This is a genomic window from Sphingobacterium sp. SGG-5 (genome assembly GCF_011043525.1).
Classification (GTDB): Bacteria; Bacteroidota; Bacteroidia; order Sphingobacteriales; family Sphingobacteriaceae; genus Sphingobacterium.
The window spans coordinates 35903-59413 of sequence record NZ_JAAKGO010000002.1 but is presented as its reverse complement, the minus strand read 5'-3'; the positions used below and the strand labels follow the sequence as shown (position 1 = coordinate 59413).

19 protein-coding genes are annotated in these 23511 nt (G+C 41.5%); 13 read left to right on the top strand and 6 right to left on the bottom strand.

The window, feature by feature from the left end; all coding sequences use genetic code 11:
• From G5B30_RS02605 to G5B30_RS02560, 10 genes are all read left to right on the top strand, one after another.
• Complete coding sequence (locus tag G5B30_RS02605; RefSeq protein ID WP_165318414.1) at positions 1-1683, top strand: DUF5018 domain-containing protein; 1683 nt, start codon at positions 1-3, stop codon at positions 1681-1683.
• Positions 1684-1754: 71 nt separating this feature from the next.
• Positions 1755-3149, top strand: coding sequence for an alpha amylase family protein (locus G5B30_RS02600; RefSeq protein WP_165318413.1), 1395 nt, complete (start codon positions 1755-1757; stop codon positions 3147-3149).
• Between the two features lie 8 nt (positions 3150-3157).
• Complete coding sequence (locus tag G5B30_RS02595) at positions 3158-4483, top strand: alpha amylase family protein (RefSeq protein ID WP_206366986.1); 1326 nt, start codon at positions 3158-3160, stop codon at positions 4481-4483.
• A 13-nt stretch (positions 4484-4496) separates the two neighbouring features.
• Positions 4497-5675, top strand: coding sequence for a copper amine oxidase (locus G5B30_RS02590; RefSeq protein WP_165318412.1), 1179 nt, complete (start codon positions 4497-4499; stop codon positions 5673-5675).
• Between the two features lie 8 nt (positions 5676-5683).
• Complete coding sequence (locus G5B30_RS02585; RefSeq protein WP_165318411.1) at positions 5684-7117, top strand: calcineurin-like phosphoesterase C-terminal domain-containing protein; 1434 nt, start codon at positions 5684-5686, stop codon at positions 7115-7117.
• Positions 7118-7125: 8 nt separating this feature from the next.
• The gene (locus tag G5B30_RS02580) at positions 7126-8526 is read left to right on the top strand and encodes a DUF5009 domain-containing protein (protein ID WP_165318410.1); all 1401 of its coding nucleotides are present in this window, start codon (positions 7126-7128) and stop codon (positions 8524-8526) included.
• A gap of 12 nt (positions 8527-8538) precedes the next feature.
• Positions 8539-9225 (top strand): GDSL-type esterase/lipase family protein, encoded by a 687-nt coding sequence (locus G5B30_RS02575; RefSeq protein ID WP_165318409.1) that lies wholly within the window; start codon positions 8539-8541, stop codon positions 9223-9225.
• Between the two features lie 2 nt (positions 9226-9227).
• Positions 9228-9908 carry a GDSL-type esterase/lipase family protein gene (locus G5B30_RS02570; RefSeq protein WP_165318408.1) on the top strand — a complete coding sequence of 227 codons (681 nt, stop codon included), beginning with the start codon at positions 9228-9230 and terminating at the stop codon, positions 9906-9908.
• A complete protein-coding gene (locus G5B30_RS02565) occupies positions 9909-10844 on the top strand; it encodes a DUF4434 domain-containing protein (protein WP_165318407.1) in 936 nt (311 codons plus the stop codon).
• 12 nt (positions 10845-10856) lie between these two features.
• Positions 10857-12035: an AGE family epimerase/isomerase gene (locus G5B30_RS02560; RefSeq protein WP_165318406.1), complete on the top strand. Its 1179-nt coding sequence runs from the start codon at positions 10857-10859 to the stop codon at positions 12033-12035.
• 77 nt (positions 12036-12112) lie between these two features.
• On the opposite strand, the gene G5B30_RS02555 is transcribed toward G5B30_RS02560, so the two are convergent.
• The 3 genes from G5B30_RS02555 to G5B30_RS02545 all read right to left on the bottom strand — a co-directional run bounded on the left by G5B30_RS02555 (position 12113) and on the right by G5B30_RS02545 (position 14913).
• Positions 12113-12760: a carbonic anhydrase gene (locus G5B30_RS02555; RefSeq protein ID WP_165318405.1), complete on the bottom strand. Its 648-nt coding sequence runs from the start codon at positions 12758-12760 to the stop codon at positions 12113-12115.
• Positions 12761-12828: 68 nt separating this feature from the next.
• Positions 12829-14370 (bottom strand): SulP family inorganic anion transporter, encoded by a 1542-nt coding sequence (locus G5B30_RS02550; RefSeq protein WP_165318404.1) that lies wholly within the window; start codon positions 14368-14370, stop codon positions 12829-12831.
• A gap of 177 nt (positions 14371-14547) precedes the next feature.
• Positions 14548-14913 carry a hypothetical protein gene (locus G5B30_RS02545; protein ID WP_165318403.1) on the bottom strand — a complete coding sequence of 122 codons (366 nt, stop codon included), beginning with the start codon at positions 14911-14913 and terminating at the stop codon, positions 14548-14550.
• Positions 14914-15067: 154 nt separating this feature from the next.
• Here G5B30_RS02545 and G5B30_RS02540 point away from each other — a divergent pair, with 154 nt between their 5' ends.
• The 3 genes from G5B30_RS02540 to G5B30_RS02530 are packed head-to-tail and all read left to right on the top strand — an operon-like array spanning position 15068 to position 17825.
• Positions 15068-16627, top strand: a complete 1560-nt coding sequence (locus G5B30_RS02540) for a helicase HerA-like domain-containing protein (protein ID WP_165318402.1) — start codon at positions 15068-15070, stop codon at positions 16625-16627.
• 19 nt (positions 16628-16646) lie between these two features.
• The gene (locus tag G5B30_RS02535) at positions 16647-17561 is read left to right on the top strand and encodes a sugar phosphate nucleotidyltransferase (RefSeq protein ID WP_165318401.1); all 915 of its coding nucleotides are present in this window, start codon (positions 16647-16649) and stop codon (positions 17559-17561) included.
• Positions 17562-17579: 18 nt separating this feature from the next.
• Positions 17580-17825, top strand: coding sequence for a hypothetical protein (locus G5B30_RS02530; RefSeq protein WP_165318400.1), 246 nt, complete (start codon positions 17580-17582; stop codon positions 17823-17825).
• 79 nt (positions 17826-17904) lie between these two features.
• On the opposite strand, the gene dnaK is transcribed toward G5B30_RS02530, so the two are convergent.
• From dnaK to G5B30_RS02515, 3 genes are all read right to left on the bottom strand, one after another.
• Positions 17905-19818, bottom strand: a complete 1914-nt coding sequence (gene dnaK / locus G5B30_RS02525; protein WP_165318399.1) for a molecular chaperone DnaK — start codon at positions 19816-19818, stop codon at positions 17905-17907.
• A 146-nt stretch (positions 19819-19964) separates the two neighbouring features.
• Positions 19965-20816 carry a GLPGLI family protein gene (locus G5B30_RS02520; RefSeq protein WP_165318398.1) on the bottom strand — a complete coding sequence of 284 codons (852 nt, stop codon included), beginning with the start codon at positions 20814-20816 and terminating at the stop codon, positions 19965-19967.
• Positions 20809-23469, bottom strand: coding sequence for an outer membrane beta-barrel protein (locus G5B30_RS02515; RefSeq protein WP_206366985.1), 2661 nt, complete (start codon positions 23467-23469; stop codon positions 20809-20811). The genes G5B30_RS02520 and G5B30_RS02515 overlap by 8 nt, the downstream gene beginning before the upstream one ends.
• Between the last annotated feature and the right edge of the window lie 42 nt (positions 23470-23511).

Sequence of the window (23511 nt, the reverse complement as noted above, 5' to 3'; positions counted from 1 at the left end):
ATGAAAAGATTATATAGAAGCCCCCTGACATTCTTATGTATGTTTGGGATATTATTTGCTGTCTCATGTCAGAAAGTAGAATACAGAGACCGATATGAAAAGAATGAAATAAGTGACATTTATGCGACTTACGACGGTAAAGGAAGAGAGCGCCTGTTTGAAGCGCGGATAGTTGACGATAAAATTTATATCGACGTTGATTATTATTATCCTATCGATTCGGATAACGAAGTGGATATATCCAAACTGTATTTACGAGCTACTGTTCCTTCTGACGCAACGGTTTCTCCATCGCTGAGCGAGCTATGGGATTTAACCACCCCTAAGGAATTGACTGTTACAGCTGGTACGGGAGAAGTTCGAAAATATACAGTAATTGCTAATAAACAGGGTAATACCGATGTCACCAGTGCAACACTGACTTATGATGATGAAGGCGGTAGTCCTCAAGAAGTAACTGCTATTATCATTGATGATAAAATTAACTTTTCGTTAGTGCCGGGGACGGTCATGAATAATGCAAAGCTTTCCTACGTCATCAACAGACATTCCACAGGTTCTATACCGAATGAAGGAAGTGTTGACTTGTCAACAGCACAACCTTTTGTTGTCTCATCGGTAGGGGATGCTAGCCGAGCATATACCCTTCAGGTGATCGAAGCGGTTAAATTAGCTAAGGGTATTCGCCCAGGTAGTGCGAAGGTGATGTTTGCCAAGAAACTGAAGGATGATTTAGGTATCATGACAGACGATGTTACCGGCGGTATTGCAGCAACTGGTGATTATGTTGTACTGAATACCCGAGCTCAAAATAGTGTGTATATCGATGCCTTCACGGGAACAAAGGTAGGAGAAATTGAACTTGGAGCGGTTAAAGGTAACCTCAAAAATTTTTATACCACGGCGGATGACGCTGGAAACATTTTTGTATGTAATTTGACACAAAACGATGGTAACGTGTTTAACATCTGGAAAATATCGTCTGTGACGGGTACTCCGCAATCATTTATTTCTTGGACCACTACAGGGGCGTATGGTCGTAAGTTTTCCGTAATAGGTAATGTGAATACGAATGCAATCATTACCGTTCCTGTGATAAATGCAGCTTCAAGTAGCTTTGCTCGTTGGCAGATAGTGAACGGAAGTTTGGTATCCCAGACGCCTGAAATGGTGACTATTTCAGGGTATTCATGGAGCAATAATAATGCAGACATGATTTATACTTCGCCAACGGATGTTACCAGCGATTACTTTGCAATAGGGTATTCGGACAATCGACTTGTCAAAGTGAATGGATCGACGAATACGATAATGAGTGAGTTGGAAAAATTAGGAAGTAATTTTATCGCTAATACGGTGGACTACATCGAATTTAACAATGCGAAGTTTGTTGCGTACAATCATGTAAATAGTTTCTCCTGGGGATCTGCTGATCAAGTGTTCTTGATCGATACTGAGGGCGGCTTCTCTGGCGATCCTTCAGCTGGTACGACTCCGGGATTGATCTGGTCTGCTGAAAAAGGCAAATATGGACGAAGTGCGAGCGGAGGAGTAGTCAATGGAAATGGTACAGGAGATGTAGCCATGACGGTTTCGGAAAACGGCTTCTATTTATATCTATACTTTATGTTTACCAATGGCTATGTGGTAGGTGTACAATTCGATTGTGTTGATATACAATAGAAGAAGTTAAATAAATGTTGAATTTTGGCAATACGGGTATTTGCTCGTATTGCCTCTCATAAAAATAGCATATGAATTATAAAGTAATTTTTTTGGCCCTCGTACTTTTTACAATGTATTCTTGTAAAAAGGAGGGTAATCCACCGCCAGATACGAAAGATCCCGATACGGAGATCCCAGACACTGATGACGAAGCTGGACGGGAAGTTTTGGTATGGGTAGATGCTAATTCCAACGTATTTGGGACCTATGGCCGCTTTAGTGATAAAGAAGGCATAGTAGAGATTATGGATATTTTGGAAGATTCAGGGGTTACTGGTTTGGTGATTGATGTAAAAGGGAGCTCTGGGTACACCATGTATCCAAGTGCTTATACGGGCGAAATAACGGAAAGGGACGGCAAGACGAGATTATCGGATTATGTTCCCTATATGATTTCCGAAGCAAAGAAAAGAAATTTCAAAGTGTACTTGTCTATCGTGACATTTGTGGATGGAGATCGTAGAGGGTTTGGATATGTGTTTGATAATCCAACGTATCGTAGCAAATATGAGTCGATAGTTGTAAAAAATACAGCAGGTACATTAGGACCAATTTCAGAAACAGGAAAAAATGTCTTTGTCAACCCTGCGGCTCCCGAGGTACAGGAAAAAGCACTGAATATCATCAAGGAGATCGTTGGTAAGTTTGATTTGGATGGGATGATCTTGGACTATGGACGATATACGGATATAACGGCTGATTTTTCGGACTTTAGTAAGCAACAATTCATTTCTTTTTTGGAAACAAAATACAATGATACACAGGCAAAGAACATGAATTTCCCAAGTGATATCGTTTCGTCTTGGAGAGAGAGTTCAGGGCAAATATTACCTTCAGCAACGGGCAAATATTACAAACAATGGCTCATATACCGTTCCCAGGTTATTAAAGATTTTATGGGTGAAGCTCGGGCGGCCGTTAAATCCGTAAAACCCAATGTAGAATTTGGTGTGTATGTTGGATCCTGGTATACCACGTATTATCAAGTGGGCGTGAACTGGGCAAGTGAAGACTATGATCCTTTTCAAGATTTTGAAGTTCGCTTCGATTGGGCATCACCAGGTTATGGTGAGACGGGATACGCAGAAGAGTTGGATATATTAATGACCGGGAATTATTTTACGCAGATAATGTTAGCGGATAATCCTGTCACTGCAGGCATGAAATATCATTGGTGGAGTATTGAAGGATCACTAAATGGAGCATCCTATATCACAAAGGATAAAGTTCCCTTGTATGGAAGTATAGATGTTGGGAACGTTAGTTACGCCAATAAAGGTGAGATCACGAAAGCTATTCGTTATATTCTGTCTAGAACGTCCGGAGGTATTATGCTATTTGATGTGGTGCATATGTATGCTCCACAATATAATCAACTGAAGGAGACTCTTTTTGATGCGGTGAAGGCGGGGATTAAAAATTAATTTAAAGTATGATGCGTTTATCTTATTTAGTTTTTGCTGTAGCTTTGTTTTTTTCTTCATGCAGTACTTCGAATAAGTCTACAAATAGTAGGGCTAATTACTTTGTGGACAGGAATATATTGTGGTTTGATGCCACAGCCAATTTTGATCGTTTTTGCGATAAAGATTCGATTGCATTTTATCTTCAAAAATCGAAAGAAGTTGGTATCACAGACGTCGTAATAGATGTAAAGCCAATTACGGGAGAAGTATTGTATCCCAGTGAAATAGCTCCCGTTATGATATCATGGGGAAACAGCCGTGCTACTAAAGACACCACATGGGATATGTTGTCTTTCTTTATTGAAGAGGGGCATAGCTTGGGTCTGAAAGTACATGCCTCGACTAATGTATTCGTTGCTGGGCATAATTTTTTTGATCGAGGAGTCGTATACGAAGATACCACGAAAGCAAAATGGCAGACGTTATCTTATTTACCAGAAGGAATGAAACTGATTACGGAGCAGAAGAATAAATATTCTGCCATGTTAAACCCTGCTTTACCTGAAGTACAAAAATATGAATTATCTATTTTGAAGGAGCTGGTGAGTTTATATCCAAAACTGGATGGAATTATATTAGATCGCGTTCGATTTGATAATTTAAATGCGGATTTCTCCGATGAAAGTAGACAGATATTTGAGGCATATATTGGAGCTGACGTGGATTACTTTCCCGCCGATATTTTTTCTTTTGACGGAAGTCAAAGAAAAGAAGGCCCCCTATATAAAAAATGGTTGGAATGGAGAGCTAAAATAATACATGATTTTATCTATACGGCTCGAGAGGAGCTTAAGGAGATTAATCCGGATATCATTTTTGGAGATTACACGGGATCGTGGTATCCCTTATACTTCGATGTAGGAGTTAATTTTGCCAGTCAGGAATATGACCCAAGCGAGGATTTTGATTGGGCAACCCCTACATACAAGGAATACGGCTATGCCGAGGCCTTGGATCTGTTTACTACGGGGAATTACTACTTTGAGGTGGAAAAATCTGAACTGCTTACACAAGCGGATACGGTTGAGAAGGCTTTAGAATCTGGACTGATAGTGAAGAAAGAGGATTGGTACACTGTAGAAGGATCTGCCGAATTAGTGAATAAAGTTACTAAGGGTAAGACTCCAGTTTATGCGGGGCTATATGTAGAACAGTACAAAGGGAAGCCGGATCAATTTGTTAACGCATTAAAGATGTGTCGTCAAAAATCCCATGGGTCGATGATATTTGATATTGTACATATTATAAATTATGGATGGTGGGATCATATTAAAAAGGGGTTAAATAACTAATAATAAATTCTTAATGAAAGCGAATATACTGACAATACTCATGCTATCTGTTTTTATTCAAAGCGTACAGTCGCAGAATAAATTACACACAATATCCAAGACGCTGACATCGGCAAAACAAGGGGATATCGTGATTTTACATGATTTTTTGACCATGGATTTTCCGAAAATAGTATATGATAAAACAGCAATGCCCGGACCACAGTATATTATTTCTGACGATCCGGAATATATTCGAATTCCAGAGGCTATAGCCATGCAGGAAAGTGTAGCGCCTGGTGCAGTGCGATTGTATGTCTATAACGTGAATGGTGTTAAAGAGCCTCAAAAAATGCCAAGAAAGATATCGGCCGTCATTAAAAACATGGGTAAGGAGAATATGCATTTGAGAATGTTGAAATATTCTTCTCAGAGACCGAGCACAAATTATTTCCAAATAGGCAAACAAGGGTTGTACGATTATTTTGTGTCCAATGAAATAAATAATGTTCGCATAGTCAAGCCAGGACAAGTAATCGCTATAGATGAGCAATTAGAAAAAAATATAGTGCGATATGATGAATTGGTGCATGGGTTTTATGAATTTGTCATTGACCAACCCGGACTCATCAGTGTACTGCAGACATCCCCTGAAAAAGAGGGGCCTAAAGCATTCCATGATATAGACACGATTATACCATTTAGCCATGTCAACGCAGGTCGTGGAATATTTCCGATATCAAATTATAAAGTGACTTCCAGAGATACTATTGATACTAAAAATGGTGTTTCCCAGCTTATTCTAGCAGACGGTAATGACGATCCTTGGATAACTGGAACAATAGGGCCGAATAAAGAGTTTGCAAAAAATGCAGGAAATTACGGTGTGCTATATAATACCAATATCAAATGGAAGAGTACCGATGGAAAAGGATTAGCTCTAATTACATGGAATTGTAGATCAGCTGATAATCAGTGGTGTGGTGGAATGGGACTGACGATGGAAATGTTCGATAATGAAATGAAAAAAACAGTTGTTCAATATCCATTAAATCGATTGGTTACCAAAGCTGCTCCAGAAGCGATTCTTTTAGAAGTTTATACGCCGGATCCATCAAAAGATGTTCAGGAAATCAACTTTACATATTCTCCACCAGGAGCCTCTTGTTTGCCGACACCGTTGATATTGGTTCCTGTAGATCTTGGTAAATAATTTTTATCATGAAATTTTGCACGCCTAGCTATACACTATTATTGGTTTTCCTTTTCGGGGGATTGGTTTCTGTGTATGGGCAACAGTCCATTTCCGGTCACGTTTACGATGAAATCACGAAAGGAATAGCTGGAGTTGTTGTGAGCTGTGGTATTCATATGGCGCAGACTGATGAAAATGGACATTATGAAATTAGCGTTTATGGAGACGAGAAATATGTTCAAATCTCTATACCTCAGAGATATCTTGTGAGTGTAGAGCAAACACGACCTATTTTTTATCAAGAGATTGTAAACAACCGAAGTGTTTATAATTTTCATTTATTAAAAAATAAAAAAGACGACACCAATCATGTCGTTATTGTTCAGACGGATGTACAAGCTGCTAGTGAAACGGAATATGATATTTACAAAGAGGCTATCGTTTCTGATATTAATCTTTTGCTTCCACAGTATGCATATAGTGATATTTTTGGATTAGATCTAGGTGATATGGTTGGAGATAAGCCCGAACTGTTCCCCAATTATATACATTCGATGTCATCTCTACCTATACCTTTTTTTAGAACAATAGGCAATCACGATATGGCGTACTGGGGAAGGTCTCATGAAACATCTGAAAGACATTTTAATCAGTATTTTGGCCCTACGACATACTCGTTTAATAAGGGGAATGCACATTACGTAGTGTTGAATAATAATTTTTTTATTGGGCGGGATTACTTTTATATGGGATATATCGATGAGAAAACTTTTAAATGGTTAGAGAAAGATTTATCTTATGTCCCTAAAGATAAGCTTGTCTTTTTACTTGTGCACATCCCCACGCAGTTACAAGCTGAACGAAAACCCTTTGTATATGACTACACAGCCTTGGCAGGGGTAACAGTGAATGCAAGTGCTTTGTATCAACTGTTGGAGAATTATGAGACACACATTATATCGGGACATACACACTGTAACCAAAATGTAGTACATCATGAGCGTCTGTACGAACACAACACAGCAGCGGCCTGTGGGACATGGTGGCAAGCAGATATTTGTACAGACGGTACTCCCCGGGGATATGCCGTTTATGAAGTACATGGGAATGACGTAGAATGGTACTACAAAAGTGCCGGTCACGATAGAACTTATCAAATGCGAGTTTATCGTGATCCTGAAACACATACTATTATTGCGAATATTTGGAACTATGATCCATTATGGAAAGTCGAGTGGTTTGAAAATGGTGTCAAGAAAGGAGACATGGAGCAATTTGAAGGCATTGATCCATTAGCAAGAGAGTTGTTATCCGATAAACGGAAGTTGAAATATGATTGGATCAGTCCTTCTGCTACGGGGCATTTATTTCGAGCAGAGGGAATAGATGACCTTTCTAAGGTAGAAGTACGAGTTACGGATCGGTTTGGTCATGTATATACGGAAGTATTAAAAAAGTAGATGAAAGGATGACAATTAAAAGAAACCATAGCATAGATCTGCTTCGCGGATTGGCTATCATCGGGATGGTCCTTGCTGCCGTGATTCCCTGGACATCCGATTTCCCGGCATGGATGTATCATGCTCAGGTCGGGCCTCCAGACTTCAAATTCAATCCTGATAATCCAGGTATCACCTGGGTGGATCTTGTTTTTCCTTTCTTTCTGTTTGCTATGGGGGCAGCTTTTCCTTTGGCGTTAAGAAATAAATTGGCAAATCGACAATATGGTATCATTGCTTCTGGATTATTAAGACGAGGAATTTTGCTGGTGTTTTTTGCGATTACTTTAGCCTATCTTACGCCAGAAAATCTAACAGGACCAAACTGGTTGAACTATATTACTTCTTTGCTTACTTTTTTCTCTTTTTTCTTAGTTTTCATGCGCTTTGAAGGAGGGAAACTCCAGAGATATGGTTTGCAGCTTCTAGGGTTTATAATTATAGGGGCATTGATTTATTATCACAGTGAAATACTTGGGAATACGTTTGACAAATCAGAGAGTAATATTATCATTCTGGTTTTAGCCAATATGGCAGTATTCGGTTCCGTCTTTTGGTTGCTGACCGCTGGAAATTTCCTATTGCGTTTGGCGGTACTTGTTGCTTTTATCGGTATCTGGTTTACAAAAGATATTGAAGGAAGCTGGACTTCCGCACTTTGGAACTTTCACCCCGATATAAAATGGTTTTACAATTTTTCATTTCTAAAATATCTATGCATTGTATTACCTGGCTCGATACTCGGTGATTTATTGGTCAGCAATAAAGATATTGCAAATAATTTTTATACCCATGAAGAACAGAAGAAAGCTAGGATGCTAGCGTTGCTCGGCCTGGCTTTCGTTATTTTTCATGTCGTGACCCTATACATGCGCTTGCTCGGTTTCAATTTGGTGGGACATGTTGTCTTTGGCATATTGTTTTTATTATTTTTTACAAAAAATAGGGAAGGGCAATTTTCTTTTTACAAAATTTTAATCAGCTGGGGATTTGCTTTGGCGTCAATAGCATTATTCTTCGAGCCTTTGGATGGGGGGATTAAAAAGGATCCTTCTTCTTTTAGTTATTGGTTTTTGACCAGTGGGTTGGCTTTTGTTTTTTATATCGTTTGCGATTATTTGACGAAAAGTTTTCCAAATAATGGGATCATTTCTTCCCTAGTGAAAAACGGGCAGAACCCTATGATTGCTTATTGTGTGTCGGCATTTTGTATTACACCAATTTTGGGTTTGCTACAGATTTTGCCTGTTTTTGATACGTTATTTCATGTCAATCCGTATCTCGGCTTAGTACGAACGACAGTATATATCGTATTGGTGGTTTTGATTACCGTGTATGCAACGAATAAAAAATGGTTTTGGCGCTCTTAAATTTTGTTGGAGATGAATAAAATAAAATTTCTAATCTTATTTGCAGTTTTGATTGGTTTTCGGCCTTTGAGTGCCCAAATTGCCGTTAGGATTGATAGTAATTATATTTTTTCCGGTTATACGGAGCAATTGGCTCATTTTAAGAAGATGCCGGTTCTTCCGCATGCCATTATATTTGTGGGAAATAGCCTTACTGATGCCGGTAGGTGGAACGACATTTTACCTGAACTACCCGTATTGAATAGGGGCATCAGTGGAGATATATCTTATGGTGTATTGGCAAGATTGGATGAGATAGTCCGGCATCAGCCCCAAAAGATATTTTTAATGATTGGTGTCAATGATCTCAAACGAAGTGTACCCACAAAAAACATCATCGATAATTATTTCAGAATAATACGAGAAATTAAGCGAGCTTCGCCTAAAACAAAAATTTATCTCAATAGCATATTACCGGTTAATCCAGATAAGTTGATCGAACCCTTTAAGATGGTTACGAATAGTGATATTCGGATACTGAATGAAGGATTGCAGCGACTGGCGCAGACCGATAAAAAGGTGAAGTTTATTAACTTACATACTGTTCTTGCCGATAAAAATGGAAATCTACGCTCCGAAATTACACCGGATGGTATTCATTTGGAAGTTTCGGCTTATGTAGAGTTGGTTAATTATTTAAAAAAGGTAAAGGCATTGTAAGCATGAAAAAGAGTGTAATCATGGTCTTAGGTTTGTTGTGCTCCCTACATCTGTTGGGGCAAACAAATGACAAATCGCAAGATAGCACCTACAATAATTGGTATTACGCATCTCGTGAGAAATTGTATCAAGAACTGAAACATCTTAGGTATGATGTGGTGTTTTTTGGGAATAGTATTACAGAGCGTGGGTCGTGGCAAGAGTTGATTGGGAGAAAATATAAGGTCGGCAATCGTGGCATTGGGGGAGACAACACATTTGGGATGAAAGCCCGTATTGCTGACGTGGTAAAGTCAAAGCCTAAAAAGATTTTCTTGATGATGGGCATCAACGACGTCGGTCGAGGCCTGCCCACGGCTTGGAGCCTACAGAACTACGAGGAAATCATTCACATTATTCGGAAAGAGAGTCCTAAGACAAAAATATATCTACAAAGCGTCTTACCGCTGAATGAGCATGTATTGAAATATGACTATTTGCTGGGGAAGGAGGAACGGGTTAGGAGTTTGAATAAAGGCATAGAAACATTAACAAGAAAGTATAATATCACGTATGTTAATGTTAAAGAGGCTTTAGCGGATGGCTATGTTTTGAAGGAAGAATATACAATAGATGGAATTCATATCAATACAGATGCCTACATACGTTGGGTCGAGTATTTAAAAGCGCATAAATATTTATAAATGAAGATTACGGGTACTTTTTTGGATGAAATCAGTCACGATATACCGCATCAGAATTGGGGTAGAGAGGAATGGGATCGTGATTTTGGATATATGAAGGCTGTTGGCATTGATACGGTCATTATGATTCGTAGCGGCTACAGAAGGTTCATCACGTATCCATCTACATGGTTGCAGGAAAATATGGGGTGTTATATTCCACCGGTTGATTTGGTCGATATGTTCCTTCAGTTGGCCGAAAAGCATGGTATGAAATTCTATTTTGGTTTATATGATAGTGGAAAATATTGGGATACCGGAGATATGCAACCCGAAATCGATGCCAACCGTTTTGTGATTGACGAGGTATGGAATAGATACGGACATTACAGCAGTTTCGGTGGATGGTACCTCAGTATGGAGATTAGCCGCCAAACTAAGGGAGCCGCTAGTGCTTTTCGTATTCTCGGCGAACAGTGTAAGGCCGTAAGTGGTAATTTACCAACATTTATTTCACCTTGGATTGATGGTAAAAAAGCGGTGATGGCAGCCTCTCCTACGTTGGCAAAGACGGATGCGGTGTCTATTCAGGAGCATGAAAAGGAGTGGAATGAGATATTTCATGAAATACATCATGCTGTCGATGCGGTGGCCTTTCAAGATGGACATATCGATTATCATGAGTTAGAAGACTTTTTTACAGTAAACAAGGGCTTGGCGGATAAATATAATATGCAATGCTGGACGAATGCTGAGTCCTTTGACCGCGATATGCCAATCAAATTTTTGCCGATTAAGTTTGAAAAGCTACGTTTAAAGCTGGAAGCGGCAAGAAAGGCAGGATATGAGAAAGCTATCACTTTTGAATTTTCTCATTTTATGAGCCCACAATCTGCGTATTTGCAAGCAGGACATTTGTACAATAGATATAAAGAATATATAAAAACATTGATATAAGCACGGTAAGAAATGAAGGAATTTGTTGAACGGTATAAAAAGGAATTGTTGGAGAATGTTATGCCATTCTGGGAAAAGCATTCCATAGATAAGGAATATGGTGGCTTTTTTACCTGTTTGGATCGGGATGGAACTGTGTTCGATACAGACAAGTTTATGTGGTTGCAGGGACGGCAGATATGGACAGCGTCAATGTTGTACGATCAGGTGGAACAGCGAGATGCGTGGAAAGAAATGGCCGAACAAGGCGCTGCTTTTATGCTAAAGAATGGACGCAACGAAGATGGTGATTGGTATTTTTCTTTAAACAGAACGGGACAACCCTTGGTACAGCCATACAATATCTTTTCCGATTGTTTTGCCAGCATGGGGTTGGGTGCACTTTATAAGATTACCAACAAGGACGAGTATGGGCAGGTCGCTCACGATACCTTCAAGCGGATATTAGCAAGACAGGATAATCCGAAGGGAAAGTACAATAAAAGTTATCCCGAAACACGATCGCTAAAAGGATTTGCCCTACCCATGATCCTAAGCAACCTTTCTTTAGAGCTTGAACATATTGTGGGAACGGATATGGTCGAATCGTTGGTTGATAATATTATCCATGAAGTAATGGAAGTCTTTTATCAACAAGACACAGGCTTGATTATGGAAAATGTTAATCAGGACGGTTCTTTTTCGGATTCGTTTGACGGAAGGCTGGTCAACCCAGGGCATATCATTGAAGCGATGTGGTTTATGATGGACTTGGCGAACCGTCGAGGTGACCGTAGACTCATGGAAAGATGTGTGGATATAGCACTCCGTACGTTAGACTTTGGTTGGGATGAAGAGTTTGGTGGTATCTTATATTTTAAAGATATTTTGGGTCGACCGGTGCAACAATTGGAGTGGGATCAGAAGCTTTGGTGGGTGCATTTAGAGGCTTTAGTATGCATGGCTAAAGGATATGTCTATACTGGAAATAAAAAGTGTAAAGATTGGTTTGAGAAATTGGATAAATATTCGTTTGGCAATTTTGCAGATCCAACATATGGTGAATGGTACGGTTACCTGAATAGACAAGGGAAACATCTGCTTACTTTGAAAGGTGGTAAATGGAAAGGCTGTTTTCACGTGCCACGGGCTTTGTTCAAAGTTTATACCGCTTTAGAAGAACTGCAAGAACCGATTGTGCTTACGCGATAAAAGCTTTAAGTTTCTTGCGTAAATGCTAAAAAAGCCGGTACAATCGTACCGGCTTTTTTATTTTACCTGTAAGGATCTTACTTAAATGCAAACACCTTCCCTAAAGTTTCGTTGCTTGTAAAAGTTGTGTCCAGGTCGAGCAGCTCACCTGTATCGATACGGATAACTGTACCATGTACAGCTAGATCATATCCATTTTTCCAGGCATTTTGCACAATGGATGTCGTACACAGGTTGAATACTTGCTCTTTGACGTTGAGCTCAACCAGCTTATTGGTTTTTTCTGTTGGATCCTTGATCGCGTCGATTTCTTCAGCATGGATACGATACACATCTTTGATATGACACAACCAGTTGTCAATAATACCGAATTGCTCACGGCTGAGTGATGCAGCTACCCCTCCACAGCCATAATGTCCGGCAACGACAATATGTTTGACGTGAAGCACATTGACGGCGTAATCCAGTACTGACAACATATTCATATCGGAATGGACGCACATGTTGGCGATATTACGGTGGACAAATACTTCGCCCGGCTTGGTACCCGTGATTTCGTTTGCCGGGACACGGCTGTCGGCACAACCTATCCAGAAAATCTCCGGATGCTGGCCTGCGGCTAATTGTTGGAATCGTCCTGTTTTGTCTTCTTTGACAAAATCTACCCAGCCCTTGTTTCCTTCTAATATTTTTTTGAAACTGAGCTCTAATTTTTTATTTCCCATGTTTATATGTTAAGATGATGTTGACGTGCGTCGCACAATTTACAGTATTTATGATTAAAATCGTATTATTAGACTACTTTTTCGACTTTTTGTTTTCTATAGACAGCCTTTTTCTTATAAGTGACATCCTGAAGTTCTATAGCAATGCCTTTGCTCCGCGCATTCTGCTCATAACCTTTGATCACTTCGATGACATCCTTATCGATAAATTTGCTGTTTTTGCCATCGATGGTCACCGATATAACAGACTTAGGGAGGCTGTACAATTTTTGCTGTATAGGTACCTTATTTAAGAACGAGACCTCTTCCGCTAATACAAATATGGCCCTATTATTTCCATCGCCCACGATGTTAAATTTATAGGCATTTTGCATGTTCGCCCGCAAGATATAGAAGGTGGCGATAAGGATGCCAATTCCTACACCGGTAAGCAGATCTGTAAATACCACAGCAGCAATGGTGAGCGTAAACGGAACAAATTGATCCAATCCCTTACTATGCATGCGGCGGAACAAGGCCGGCTGAGCTAATTTATACCCCGTATGGAGGAGGATGGCTGCCAAGCAGGCCAAAGGAATCATATTAATCAATGTGGGAATCGCCAGTACGGCGACGAGCAACCATATCCCATGTAGCATAGCCGACTGACGGGTACGCCCACCTGCATTCGCATTAGCTGAGGAACGTACAATGACGGATGTCATGGGAAGCCCTCCTAAAAGACCGCTCGTCATATTGCCTATCCCTTGGGCAACAAGTTCTCGGTTTGTAGGGGAGCTGCGTTTAAATGGATCTAGCTTGTCGATAGCCTCGATGCTTAATAAAGTTTCCAGACTGGCTATGATAGCAATGGTGAAAGCGACTATCCACACTTCTTTGTTGATGATTTGACCAAAATCAGGCAAAACGAACAATCCCGTAAATTCAGCAAAGGACGATACCGACGGAATAGCAACAAAATGTGCCGAAATCAAAGCGAAGGGCGTTCCTTCAAACAGGTAGGCTAACCCTATGCCGGTCAATACGACCATTAAAGGAGCCGGAATTTTATTTAATCCCTTGATTGATGGCCAAAAGATAAGTAGGCCAAGGGATAATAAACAGATTATTGCCGCGCCCCAATTTATGGCCGAAAAGGCTGCGTTCACGTCGGTAAGTTGTGCCTCGGTCAACCCGACAGCTAAAGGCAATTGTTTTAACATGATGGTAATACCGATAGCAGCCAGCATGCCCAGAATGACAGAAGAGGGAAAATAATTGCCGATCATTCCTGCCTTCAGGATACCCAAAATCAGTTGAAATATCCCAGCTATAAATACGGCAAGTAAAAAAGTCTCATACGCGCCTAATTCCTGGATGGCACCGAGCACGATCACCGTAAGACCTGCAGCAGGTCCGCTCACACTTAATGAAGATCCGGAAACAGAGGCAACGACTATACCTCCGATGATACCGGTTAATAATCCGGCAAATAATGGCGCTCCCGATGCCATAGCTATACCCAAACACAGTGGCAGTGCGACTAAAAACACAACAACACTGGCCGGGAAATCATATTTTAAGTCTCTTTTTGATAATTTCAAAAAGGCAGACATACGTGTTCCTAACATATTATTTGTTTGAAAATGTAATACTTAAAACCATATAGAATGCCCAGACTGAACGCGCAGATTGGTTTCCTTCCGAGCTGCTTCGCAGTCGTCAATTTCCTCGTAATGACGCGTTTTGTAGGGCTTAAATGAATTATAATACAGACTTAAAGCTTAAAGCTGTAAAATAATGAAGTATTAGCAGTTGGGAGGCGGTGTAGGTACTGTAGGATGGAAACTACAGATGTCTTTCTCATTTTTTAGATAGTTGCGTGTTTTTGCACTGTTTTCGATTGTCGGATTGAAACCGATATAATCTATCGAATCAGGTTTAAAGATCTTTACACCATGTTCGTGGAGATCTTCGTTCGTTGTGCTATTCGTATTGTTGGAAAGAAGCTCGATCTCCAGCTGCATGACAACTTGAAGGATAGTCCCTTTGTCCAAGACGTTGACAAACATAGGTGTAGCGGAAATAAGCATCTTGGATACGAAAACAAGAAAACAAATCTTGGCAGCAATAATACGCTGACTTCGGCTAAACATGCTATCATTCACTAACATCGCTACAAAAATAAAATTTATGAGAAATAAAACAATAAAAAATAGAATTTTATTATGAAAATTTTACAAAAACAGATTAAAATACGTAACATAGAAATTCTTTAATTTCTCGCAATTATTGCTAAATTGGGATAATCATTTACGATAGTAGATTATGAAAGAAGATTTCATTGCTCAAGTTACCGCATCATATAATCCAAAGGGTGCTTTTATACAGCTTGGATCGGGTATATTAAACGGTGAAATAATTACAGACGCTCAGGTAAAACTAGCGTTAAAAATGATGAATCGCCACGGCTTGATTGCCGGAGCGACAGGCACCGGAAAGACCAGAACCTTACAACTGATTGCCGAGCAGTTATCGGACGAGGGCGTTCCTGTATTTATGTTGGATGTTAAAGGTGACTTATCGGGATTGGCAGAACCCGGCAAGACAAATGATGCCCTTATTGAAAGAGGAAATGCCGTAGGCGTCCCTTTTGAGCCGTCGGGATTTCCGATAGCGCTTTTTTCGTTAAGTGGAGCAGTAGGAATCCCCATGCGTATTACTGTGGAGGATTTTGGCCCGGTATTACTCGCCCGTATTCTTGATCTGAATGACACACAATCCGGTGTCTTAAGTGCTATATTCAAATATGCAGAAGATACGCAGCTTCCGGTCGTCGATCTAGAAGACTTGAAGAAGCTATTGTTTTATCTTTCTGAAGGTCCGGGGGCAGCCGAAATTAAAAATGATTATGGTAAGATAAGTTCGTCGAGCTCGGGTGCGATTTTGAGAAAGATTGTGGCAGTCGAACAGCAGGGGATGGCACATATATTTGGAGAAAAGGAATTTGATATCCAGGATCTCTTTGGTAAGGTTGATGGAAAAGGTGTGATCAGCTTGCTGAATATTTCCGATATCCAGGATCAGCCGCTGCTATTTTCGACATTTCTCCTGAGCTTATTGGATCAATTGTTTAAGAAGCTCCCCGAAGTGGGCGATCTGGATAAGCCCAAGTTGGTGTTCTTCTTTGATGAGGCCCACTTGTTATTCAATGGTGCATCAAAAGCATTTTTGGGAAGAATAGAGCAGATTATCCGTCTTATTCGTTCCAAAGGAGTGGGGGTTTTCTTCTGTACGCAGGCAGCGACAGATATTCCGGAGAGCGTACTTGGGCAGCTCGGCAACCGTATACAGCACGCGTTGCGGGCTTTTACGCCAAATGATGCGGAAAACTTGCGTAAGACGGTAAAGACATATCCTACTTCTGACTTTTATGAGATCGATAAAACGTTGACGGCATTGGGCACGGGACAGGCACTGATAACGGTATTGAACGATAAGGGCATACCCACCGAAGTTGTCGCTACGCATTTGGTAGCTGCCCGGGCTGTGATGGGGCCTTGTCAGCCGGAAAATTATCGGCAGATTATACAAGCCTCCGATTTTTATGCGAAATATCAGGAGCGCATAGAACGGCAATCGGCCGCAGAAATTTTGGAAGCGCGACGGGTGCAGTATGAGCAGCAACAAGAGTTGGAGGCGGAACGGGAGAAGGCACAAAAGGAGGCCGAAAAGCGTACCAAAACGAGTACGGCGTCACGGTCGAGAAGACAAACGCCGTTGGAGGCTGCGCAGACGCAAGCAAGCCGCACGCTCGCCCGGGAAGGTGTGAAGCTATTAGGTAAGATAGCATCGGGAATCTTAAATTCATTCTTTAAGAAGAGATAAATTTTCTAAGTTTGTAGCTATGGAAAAACCTACATTATTAGTTCTTGCCGCAGGAATGGCTAGCCGTTATGGATCATTAAAACAAGTGGATGGCTTTGGTCCTCACGGAGAAACTATTATTGATTATTCGATTTATGACGCGATACAGGCCGGATTTGGAAAAGTAATCTTTATTATACGCGAAGAATTTGAAGAGGTAATGCGTGGTATATTCGATGCAAAGTTAGCCGGAAAAATTGAGGTAGGTTATGCTTTCCAGGATTTTGATTTAACGAAGTTTGGTGTGGACCGTGTCATTGAGCGAACAAAACCTTGGGGAACGGCACACGCTGTTATGAGTGCAAAAGATTTGATACATGAACCGTTCTGTGTCATCAATGCCGATGATTTCTACGGGACAGAGCCTTTTATGAAGATGGGGGAGTTCCTACGAAATGAAGTACGCGATGACCATATGTCCCTTATGGGATTCCAAGTCGGCAACACAATGTCGGATTATGGCTACGTCTCCAGAGGAGTATGTGAAGTGACAGCTGAAGGGAATATGGCGTCGGTCACTGAACGTACGAATATATATTACACCACCGATGAGGACGATCGTAAAAAGATTGTTTATGAGGAGAACGGTGTCCAATATGATCTTCCAGCGGAATCACGTGTATCCATGAATTTTTGGGGTTTCACGCCGAAAGTTTTTGAGGTCGCTTTGTCGATGTTTCCGAAATTTGTTGAAGAGAACGGTGACAACCTTAAAGCTGAATTTTTTATCCCGTCCGTACCGGATTATATGGTGAAGCACGGTATAGCCGATTTTAAAGTTATTCCGACCTCATCCAAATGGTTTGGTGTAACCTACTCGGAAGATAAACCTATTGTACAGGAAAATATTTCGAAACTGGTTGCAACGGGTGTCTATCCTGAAAAGTTGTTTTAGTTATTATCATCATAGCTTATGAACAGTTACATTTATTTTATTCGGGCACTGCGCTACTCTCTTGTATTCGTAGTGGCGTGTAGTATCGCTCTTACCATTGACAGAGAGTTCTGTGATGGTGCGTTAGACAATATGCTTACGCAATTAAACCCGCGTTTAATTATTGGATATATCCATCCGAATTTTATCATTGAAGCTGTATTTGACTATACAAAGGCCGATTCAACTGGTCTACCGCTACGGTTGTTGATGGGTTTGATGTAGTATTGCCCCATAGCTATAAATAAACAAAGCCTAAGAAAATTTTCTTAGGCTTTGTTTATTTATAGCGCGTATCGTAACCTTATTTTACTTCTTCGAAATCTACATCCTGTACATCATCCCCGCCCGCCTGGCCTCCGCCATTATCAGCTTGACCGGCGTCACCCTGAGGTTGTGCACCTCCTTGTTGTGAAGAAGCGGCATACATCTCTTCCGATGCGGCATTCCATGCATTTTGCAGTTCAGCCGAAGCTGTGTCGATATCGTCGAAGTTTTTAGCCGCATGTGCTGTTTTCAACTTCTCAAGACCCGCCTCGATCGGTGCTTTTTTATCTGCCGAAATCTTATCTCCATACTCTTTCAATTGTTTTTCTGTAGAGAAGATAAGGGCATCAGCCGTATTTAATTTATCCGCTTCCTCTTTGATTTTCTTGTCGGCTTCCGCATTGGCTTCTGCTTCCTGTTTCATCTTTTGGATTTCTTCATCTGACAAACCAGAAGAAGCTTCGATACGGATATCCTGCGCTTTACCTGTAGCTTTGTCTTTTGCAGAAACCTTAATGATACCATTGGCATCGATATCAAACGTCACCTCGATTTGCGGGATACCACGAGGCGAAGGAGGAATATCTGTCAACTGGAAACGTCCTAATGTACGGTTCTGAGCCGCCATAGGTCGTTCTCCTTGTAGGACGTGGATTTCCACCGACGGCTGATTGTCTGCCGCTGTAGAGAACACTTCCGATTTTTTGGTTGGAATAGTGGTGTTTGCCTCGATCAGCTTGGTCATCACACCACCCATTGTCTCAATACCTAATGAAAGGGGAGTAACATCCAATAACAATACGTCTTTCACTTCACCGGTCAATACCCCACCTTGTATCGCTGCACCCAGTGCAACAACTTCATCCGGGTTTACACCCTTAGAAGGTTCTTTACCGAAGAAATCCTTTACAGCCTCCACAATAGCAGGGATACGGGTAGAACCACCTACCAAGATGATTTCGTCGATATCCGATGTGCTATAGCCAGCATTTTTCAATGCGGTGCGACAAGGATCTATTGTACGTTTGACCAAATCAGCGACCAAGCTTTCGAATTTAGCGCGTGATAAGGTACGCACCAAGTGTTTAGGACCTGTAGCATCTGCAGTGATATACGGCAAGTTGATCTCTGTAGACGATGTGCTGGACAGCTCGATTTTTGCTTTTTCAGCAGCTTCTTTCAAGCGCTGAAGCGCCATAGCATCTTTTTTCAGGTCAAAGCCGTTGTTTTCATTGGCAAATTCTTCGGCCAACCAGTTGATCACAGCGTTATCAAAGTCGTCACCACCTAAGTGCGTATCGCCATCGGTCGATTTTACTTCAAAAACACCATCACCTAATTCGAGTACTGATACATCGTGCGTACCACCACCACAGTCGAACACCACGATTTTCATGTCTTTGTTCGACTTATCCAGGCCGTAAGCCAATGCCGCAGCAGTAGGTTCGTTAATGATACGTTCTACCTTCAATCCTGCGATTTCACCGGCTTCTTTTGTCGCCTGACGCTGAGAATCGTTGAAGTAAGCAGGAACAGTGATGACCGCGCGCGACACCTCTTGACCCAGATAATCTTCGGCAGTCTTCTTCATTTTCTGAAGAACCATAGCCGAAATTTCCTGAGGGGTATATTTACGATCATCAATCTCTACACGTGGCGTATTGTTGTCGCCCTTTACAACCTTGTAAGGTACTTGATGTGTTTCTTTTTCTGCTTCGTTGAAAGTAACACCCATAAAACGCTTGATCGAATACACGGTTTTATGTGGGTTAGTAATAGCCTGACGTTTGGCAGGATCCCCCACCTTCCGTTCGCCACCTTCCACAAAAGCCACAATAGAAGGAGTTGTACGTTTGCCCTCATTATTGGCAATAACTACCGGCTCGTTTCCTTCCATAACGGCCACACATGAGTTGGTAGTTCCTAAATCGATTCCTATAATTTTTGACATATCTCTTGTTTAATTATTTCGTGTTTAACTTTAATATATCAATTAGTAACAACCCTTGTGCCAATAAAAGATTCGGGACTTTAAAATATAAAACTATATCATATTGTCTCGATTATGACATTTTTTTGTGACAAAGTGTCATTTTATTAATAAATCAACTGTTCAAGCACTCGCCGCCTGAAACTGTCATTGGTATTCCCGCGGCGGCGGAAAAAATGACCGAGGGTGTCAGAGAATTCATCAAGCGTCATCATGTGAGACTTTTTATCCCGCCAATCGTTAGGCACAGGATCGTTTGTATACGAGACTTCTGTTGCCCAATACTGTATATGCATCTCGGGAATAACCAAGCCCAAGATCATACCGGGCAGGCCGTGGCTGAGTGCCGGACCTGCGGATACCGGGATTTGGTCGGTATAAAAGGCAATAAGATATAACGAATCCTTGGTCGCCCCATTGACACGCCGGCATTCCATTCCGGCTATGTTGCGGTATTCGTCGGTAAACCGCCAGGTGATGGGCGATAACGAATCGGATAGAATATATTTTTCGTCTATTGTGACCTGCATCTCCGAGGTAGCTTTCTTCAAGTCCTGATAGATAGTTTTTTGCGCATTCATGCTACGCACGTTAGCTCGTGGTGCATTCCCTGTCGCGCCGCGGCCTTGTCGTCCTCGTGCTCCTCCGCCGGTTCTTACGGCACTTCGGCTTCCCGAACCCGCTTCTTCGTCGACAATATGCCGCATCAAGGTGTGATCTTCATCAAAAAACAGTTCCATCTGCTGTGTGGTCGACTCGGGAAGAGTGCTCACATCACGCCCTCCTCGGAAAGATCTGTTTGTGTTGGGGTTAGAATTGGACATCATCTCCCGCATACGTGCCCGGGTGTACATCGTGCGGTCAAAGGTGATCTTACCTCGGCTGCCAAAATAGGCATATTGTGCGTAAGACAACTCTACGCAGATAAGTGCTATCAGCAGTAAAATGTATCTATTCATCTTTTTTCTTCCCTAAGTTTTTATTAAAATCCCATTTCAGCCCAAAGAGGACATATCGTGTCAACATCAACTGCGTTGATTCGGAGAAATTAGTTTCCGAGACATTGCGGTTTATGGTATTGAACGTGTTAAAAATATCGAAGGCTCGCACACTGACCACCAGACTCTCACTTTTCAGCAACTTTTTGCTCAGTTCCACATTGGTGTAAAACTGATGGATACTCTCGTCGTAGAATTTTGTAGGTCCTTCGAAGGAATAAACCAGATTAGTCGTCACGTTGAATTGTTTTGGTAAAAAATATTTGATATAACCCGATCCGCCAGCGGTCATATTGGTGTAATTGAAATCTTTTTGTAAGCTGTTCCGTTGATTATTCGCGCCAATTCTCGCATTGACATCAAAATCAAAGCCGCTGGAATTCTGTTCATTCATACCGATGCCGATACTCCCATTGGTGTTCTGCAGGTTGTTCAGCTCGTAGTTGTTTGCGTTATTATAGCGAATATAACTGAAACCGTTGTTGTACGTTAAATTGGAGTGAACGTTGAACTGTACCTGTTTGTTAAAAACAGGTTTGTTAAATCCCCCGTTCACACTTGCCTGCCAGCTTGAACGGTCGTTGATGTTGACAAAGGTACTGGTGGTGATACGATTGTTGTCGATTTCCCGCTTATTGATGATCGGATTAGAGACAAAGGAAATATCACCGTTTAGATTCAAACTCGTGCCTTTCAGCAGGCTGATCGTATTGTAATTTGTGCGGAAAGAATTTCGGGTTGCACGTTGCAGATCGGGGTTTCCCTCTTGTCTGAACAATGCATTTGTTTGCGGCTGCAAGGGTTGCAGCTGCCCGAACGTCGGGATAACATTGCTATGTTGATACGATACACGAATATTTTTGCGTGTCGATATTTTATAATTCACATCCGTATTAAAACTGTTGTCCCAGAAACTTCGCGAGAGATCAATGTCTCTATAATAATCGTCTAAATTTTGGTTTTTATAGGACGTACTGTTGGAGACATTGATCGTGATTGTCTCCAAGTTGAAAAACATATTCGCATTGACACCCTGATTGGTCGACAGGTCATTTTGATGTTGCGAATAGGCCGTGTCAATCTGAGAAGTTACCCCCATGTCGTCTGAAATAAAGGCATCCGTGTAATTTTTCTGATTGGAGTTGGAAAAATGATAGCCGATAGAATAATTTATCTTCGGCGTCAGCCGATTATTGAAGCTCAGTTGGGTCGAGAAATTATTGGATAGATCGTCCCCTAAGCGTCTTTGATTGACACGCACCGTGCTATCGTTGCGGAAAAAGTAGGTGCTATCCGAGACATCATTCTCCGTGTCCGATTTCGAATAAGAATTGCTTAGATGTGCATTTAGGGATGCTCCATTTTTATTCAGTCGCTTGCGGTAATTCAAGCGTATATTATTCGAGTTGGAATTTCCACGGTTGTTTTGCCTGCTTCTGAATTCGTTGATAGGATTCTGGCCTTCGTCATTGGTATTGCTTTCGACAGAACTGCCATTCTCCCGTGTCGAGATATTGCCGCTAAGACGTACGTCCATATTTTGTGTCGAGTCGATACGGATTCGGAAATGCGATTGTACACCATGCGACTGGCTGGTGTTGAATGTATTGGAGGTTCTTTTGGTCTCGTTCAGGACATCATCCGAGAGAATCTCTTTATTATAGCTTTCCCGCTCATTCCGCATGCTATTATTGTTGAAATTATAATTCGCATTCACATTCACTTTCTTTTGGAATAATCGGTTTTGGTAGTTGGCACCTATCGAAGTATTCAGCGGTTCGCCGTGAATCTGATTGTTCATGCGCAGACTTCCTTCTCTGCCCGATGCCCCCATATTGTTGGTCGAGGCGGTGATACCGATACGCTCTGTGCTGTTGAATTTTGCGGCAAACAGGCTCCCCGCGTACAGATCTTCCGTGCCGTATAATGCTTCGGCATTCCCAAATATACCTTTCCGGGCTTCTTCTTTCAACACCACATTGACCGTTTGCAGCCGTACACCATCATCTATACCCGTAAGTTCAGCTTCTTCCGACTTCCTTTCGTACACTTGCACTTTATCTACGGCATCTGCACGGATATTCCGGATAGCGATTTTGTTGTCATACCCAAAGAATTCCTCACCGTCGATGTATACCTTTGATACAGACTTGCCTTGCGCTGTAATCTGCCCATCGGCCGACACTGTTAGCCCCGGCAAGCGCCGTAAGAGGTCTTCGAGTTTTGCATTTTTCTCCGTTTCGAAGCTGGCCGCATCGTATTCAATCGTATCGCCCTTGATGCGGATGGGAATACGTTGCGTCACCACCACTTCTTCAATAAGGTTCATTTGGGAGCTGACTTCGATGTCGTCCAGTTTGATGGCCTTGTCTTCTACCTGCAGGGGCTTAGATATTAACTCAAATTTAGGATAGCTGACCAGCATGAGGTATGGCCCCTTATCGATATCTTTTAAGGTAAATCGTCCATTCTCATCCGCACGTGTAAAATGCATTAATATGGAGTCCGCATTCAATAGGACGATCGACGCATTGGTCAGCGGTTTTTTGTCGGATTTGTCCAACACTTTCCCCGAGATATCAACCTGCCCATAGCCTGTGACTACGGTCAACATAAGAAAAATAAATAATAGTTGCCTTTTCATCTGAAATTATGA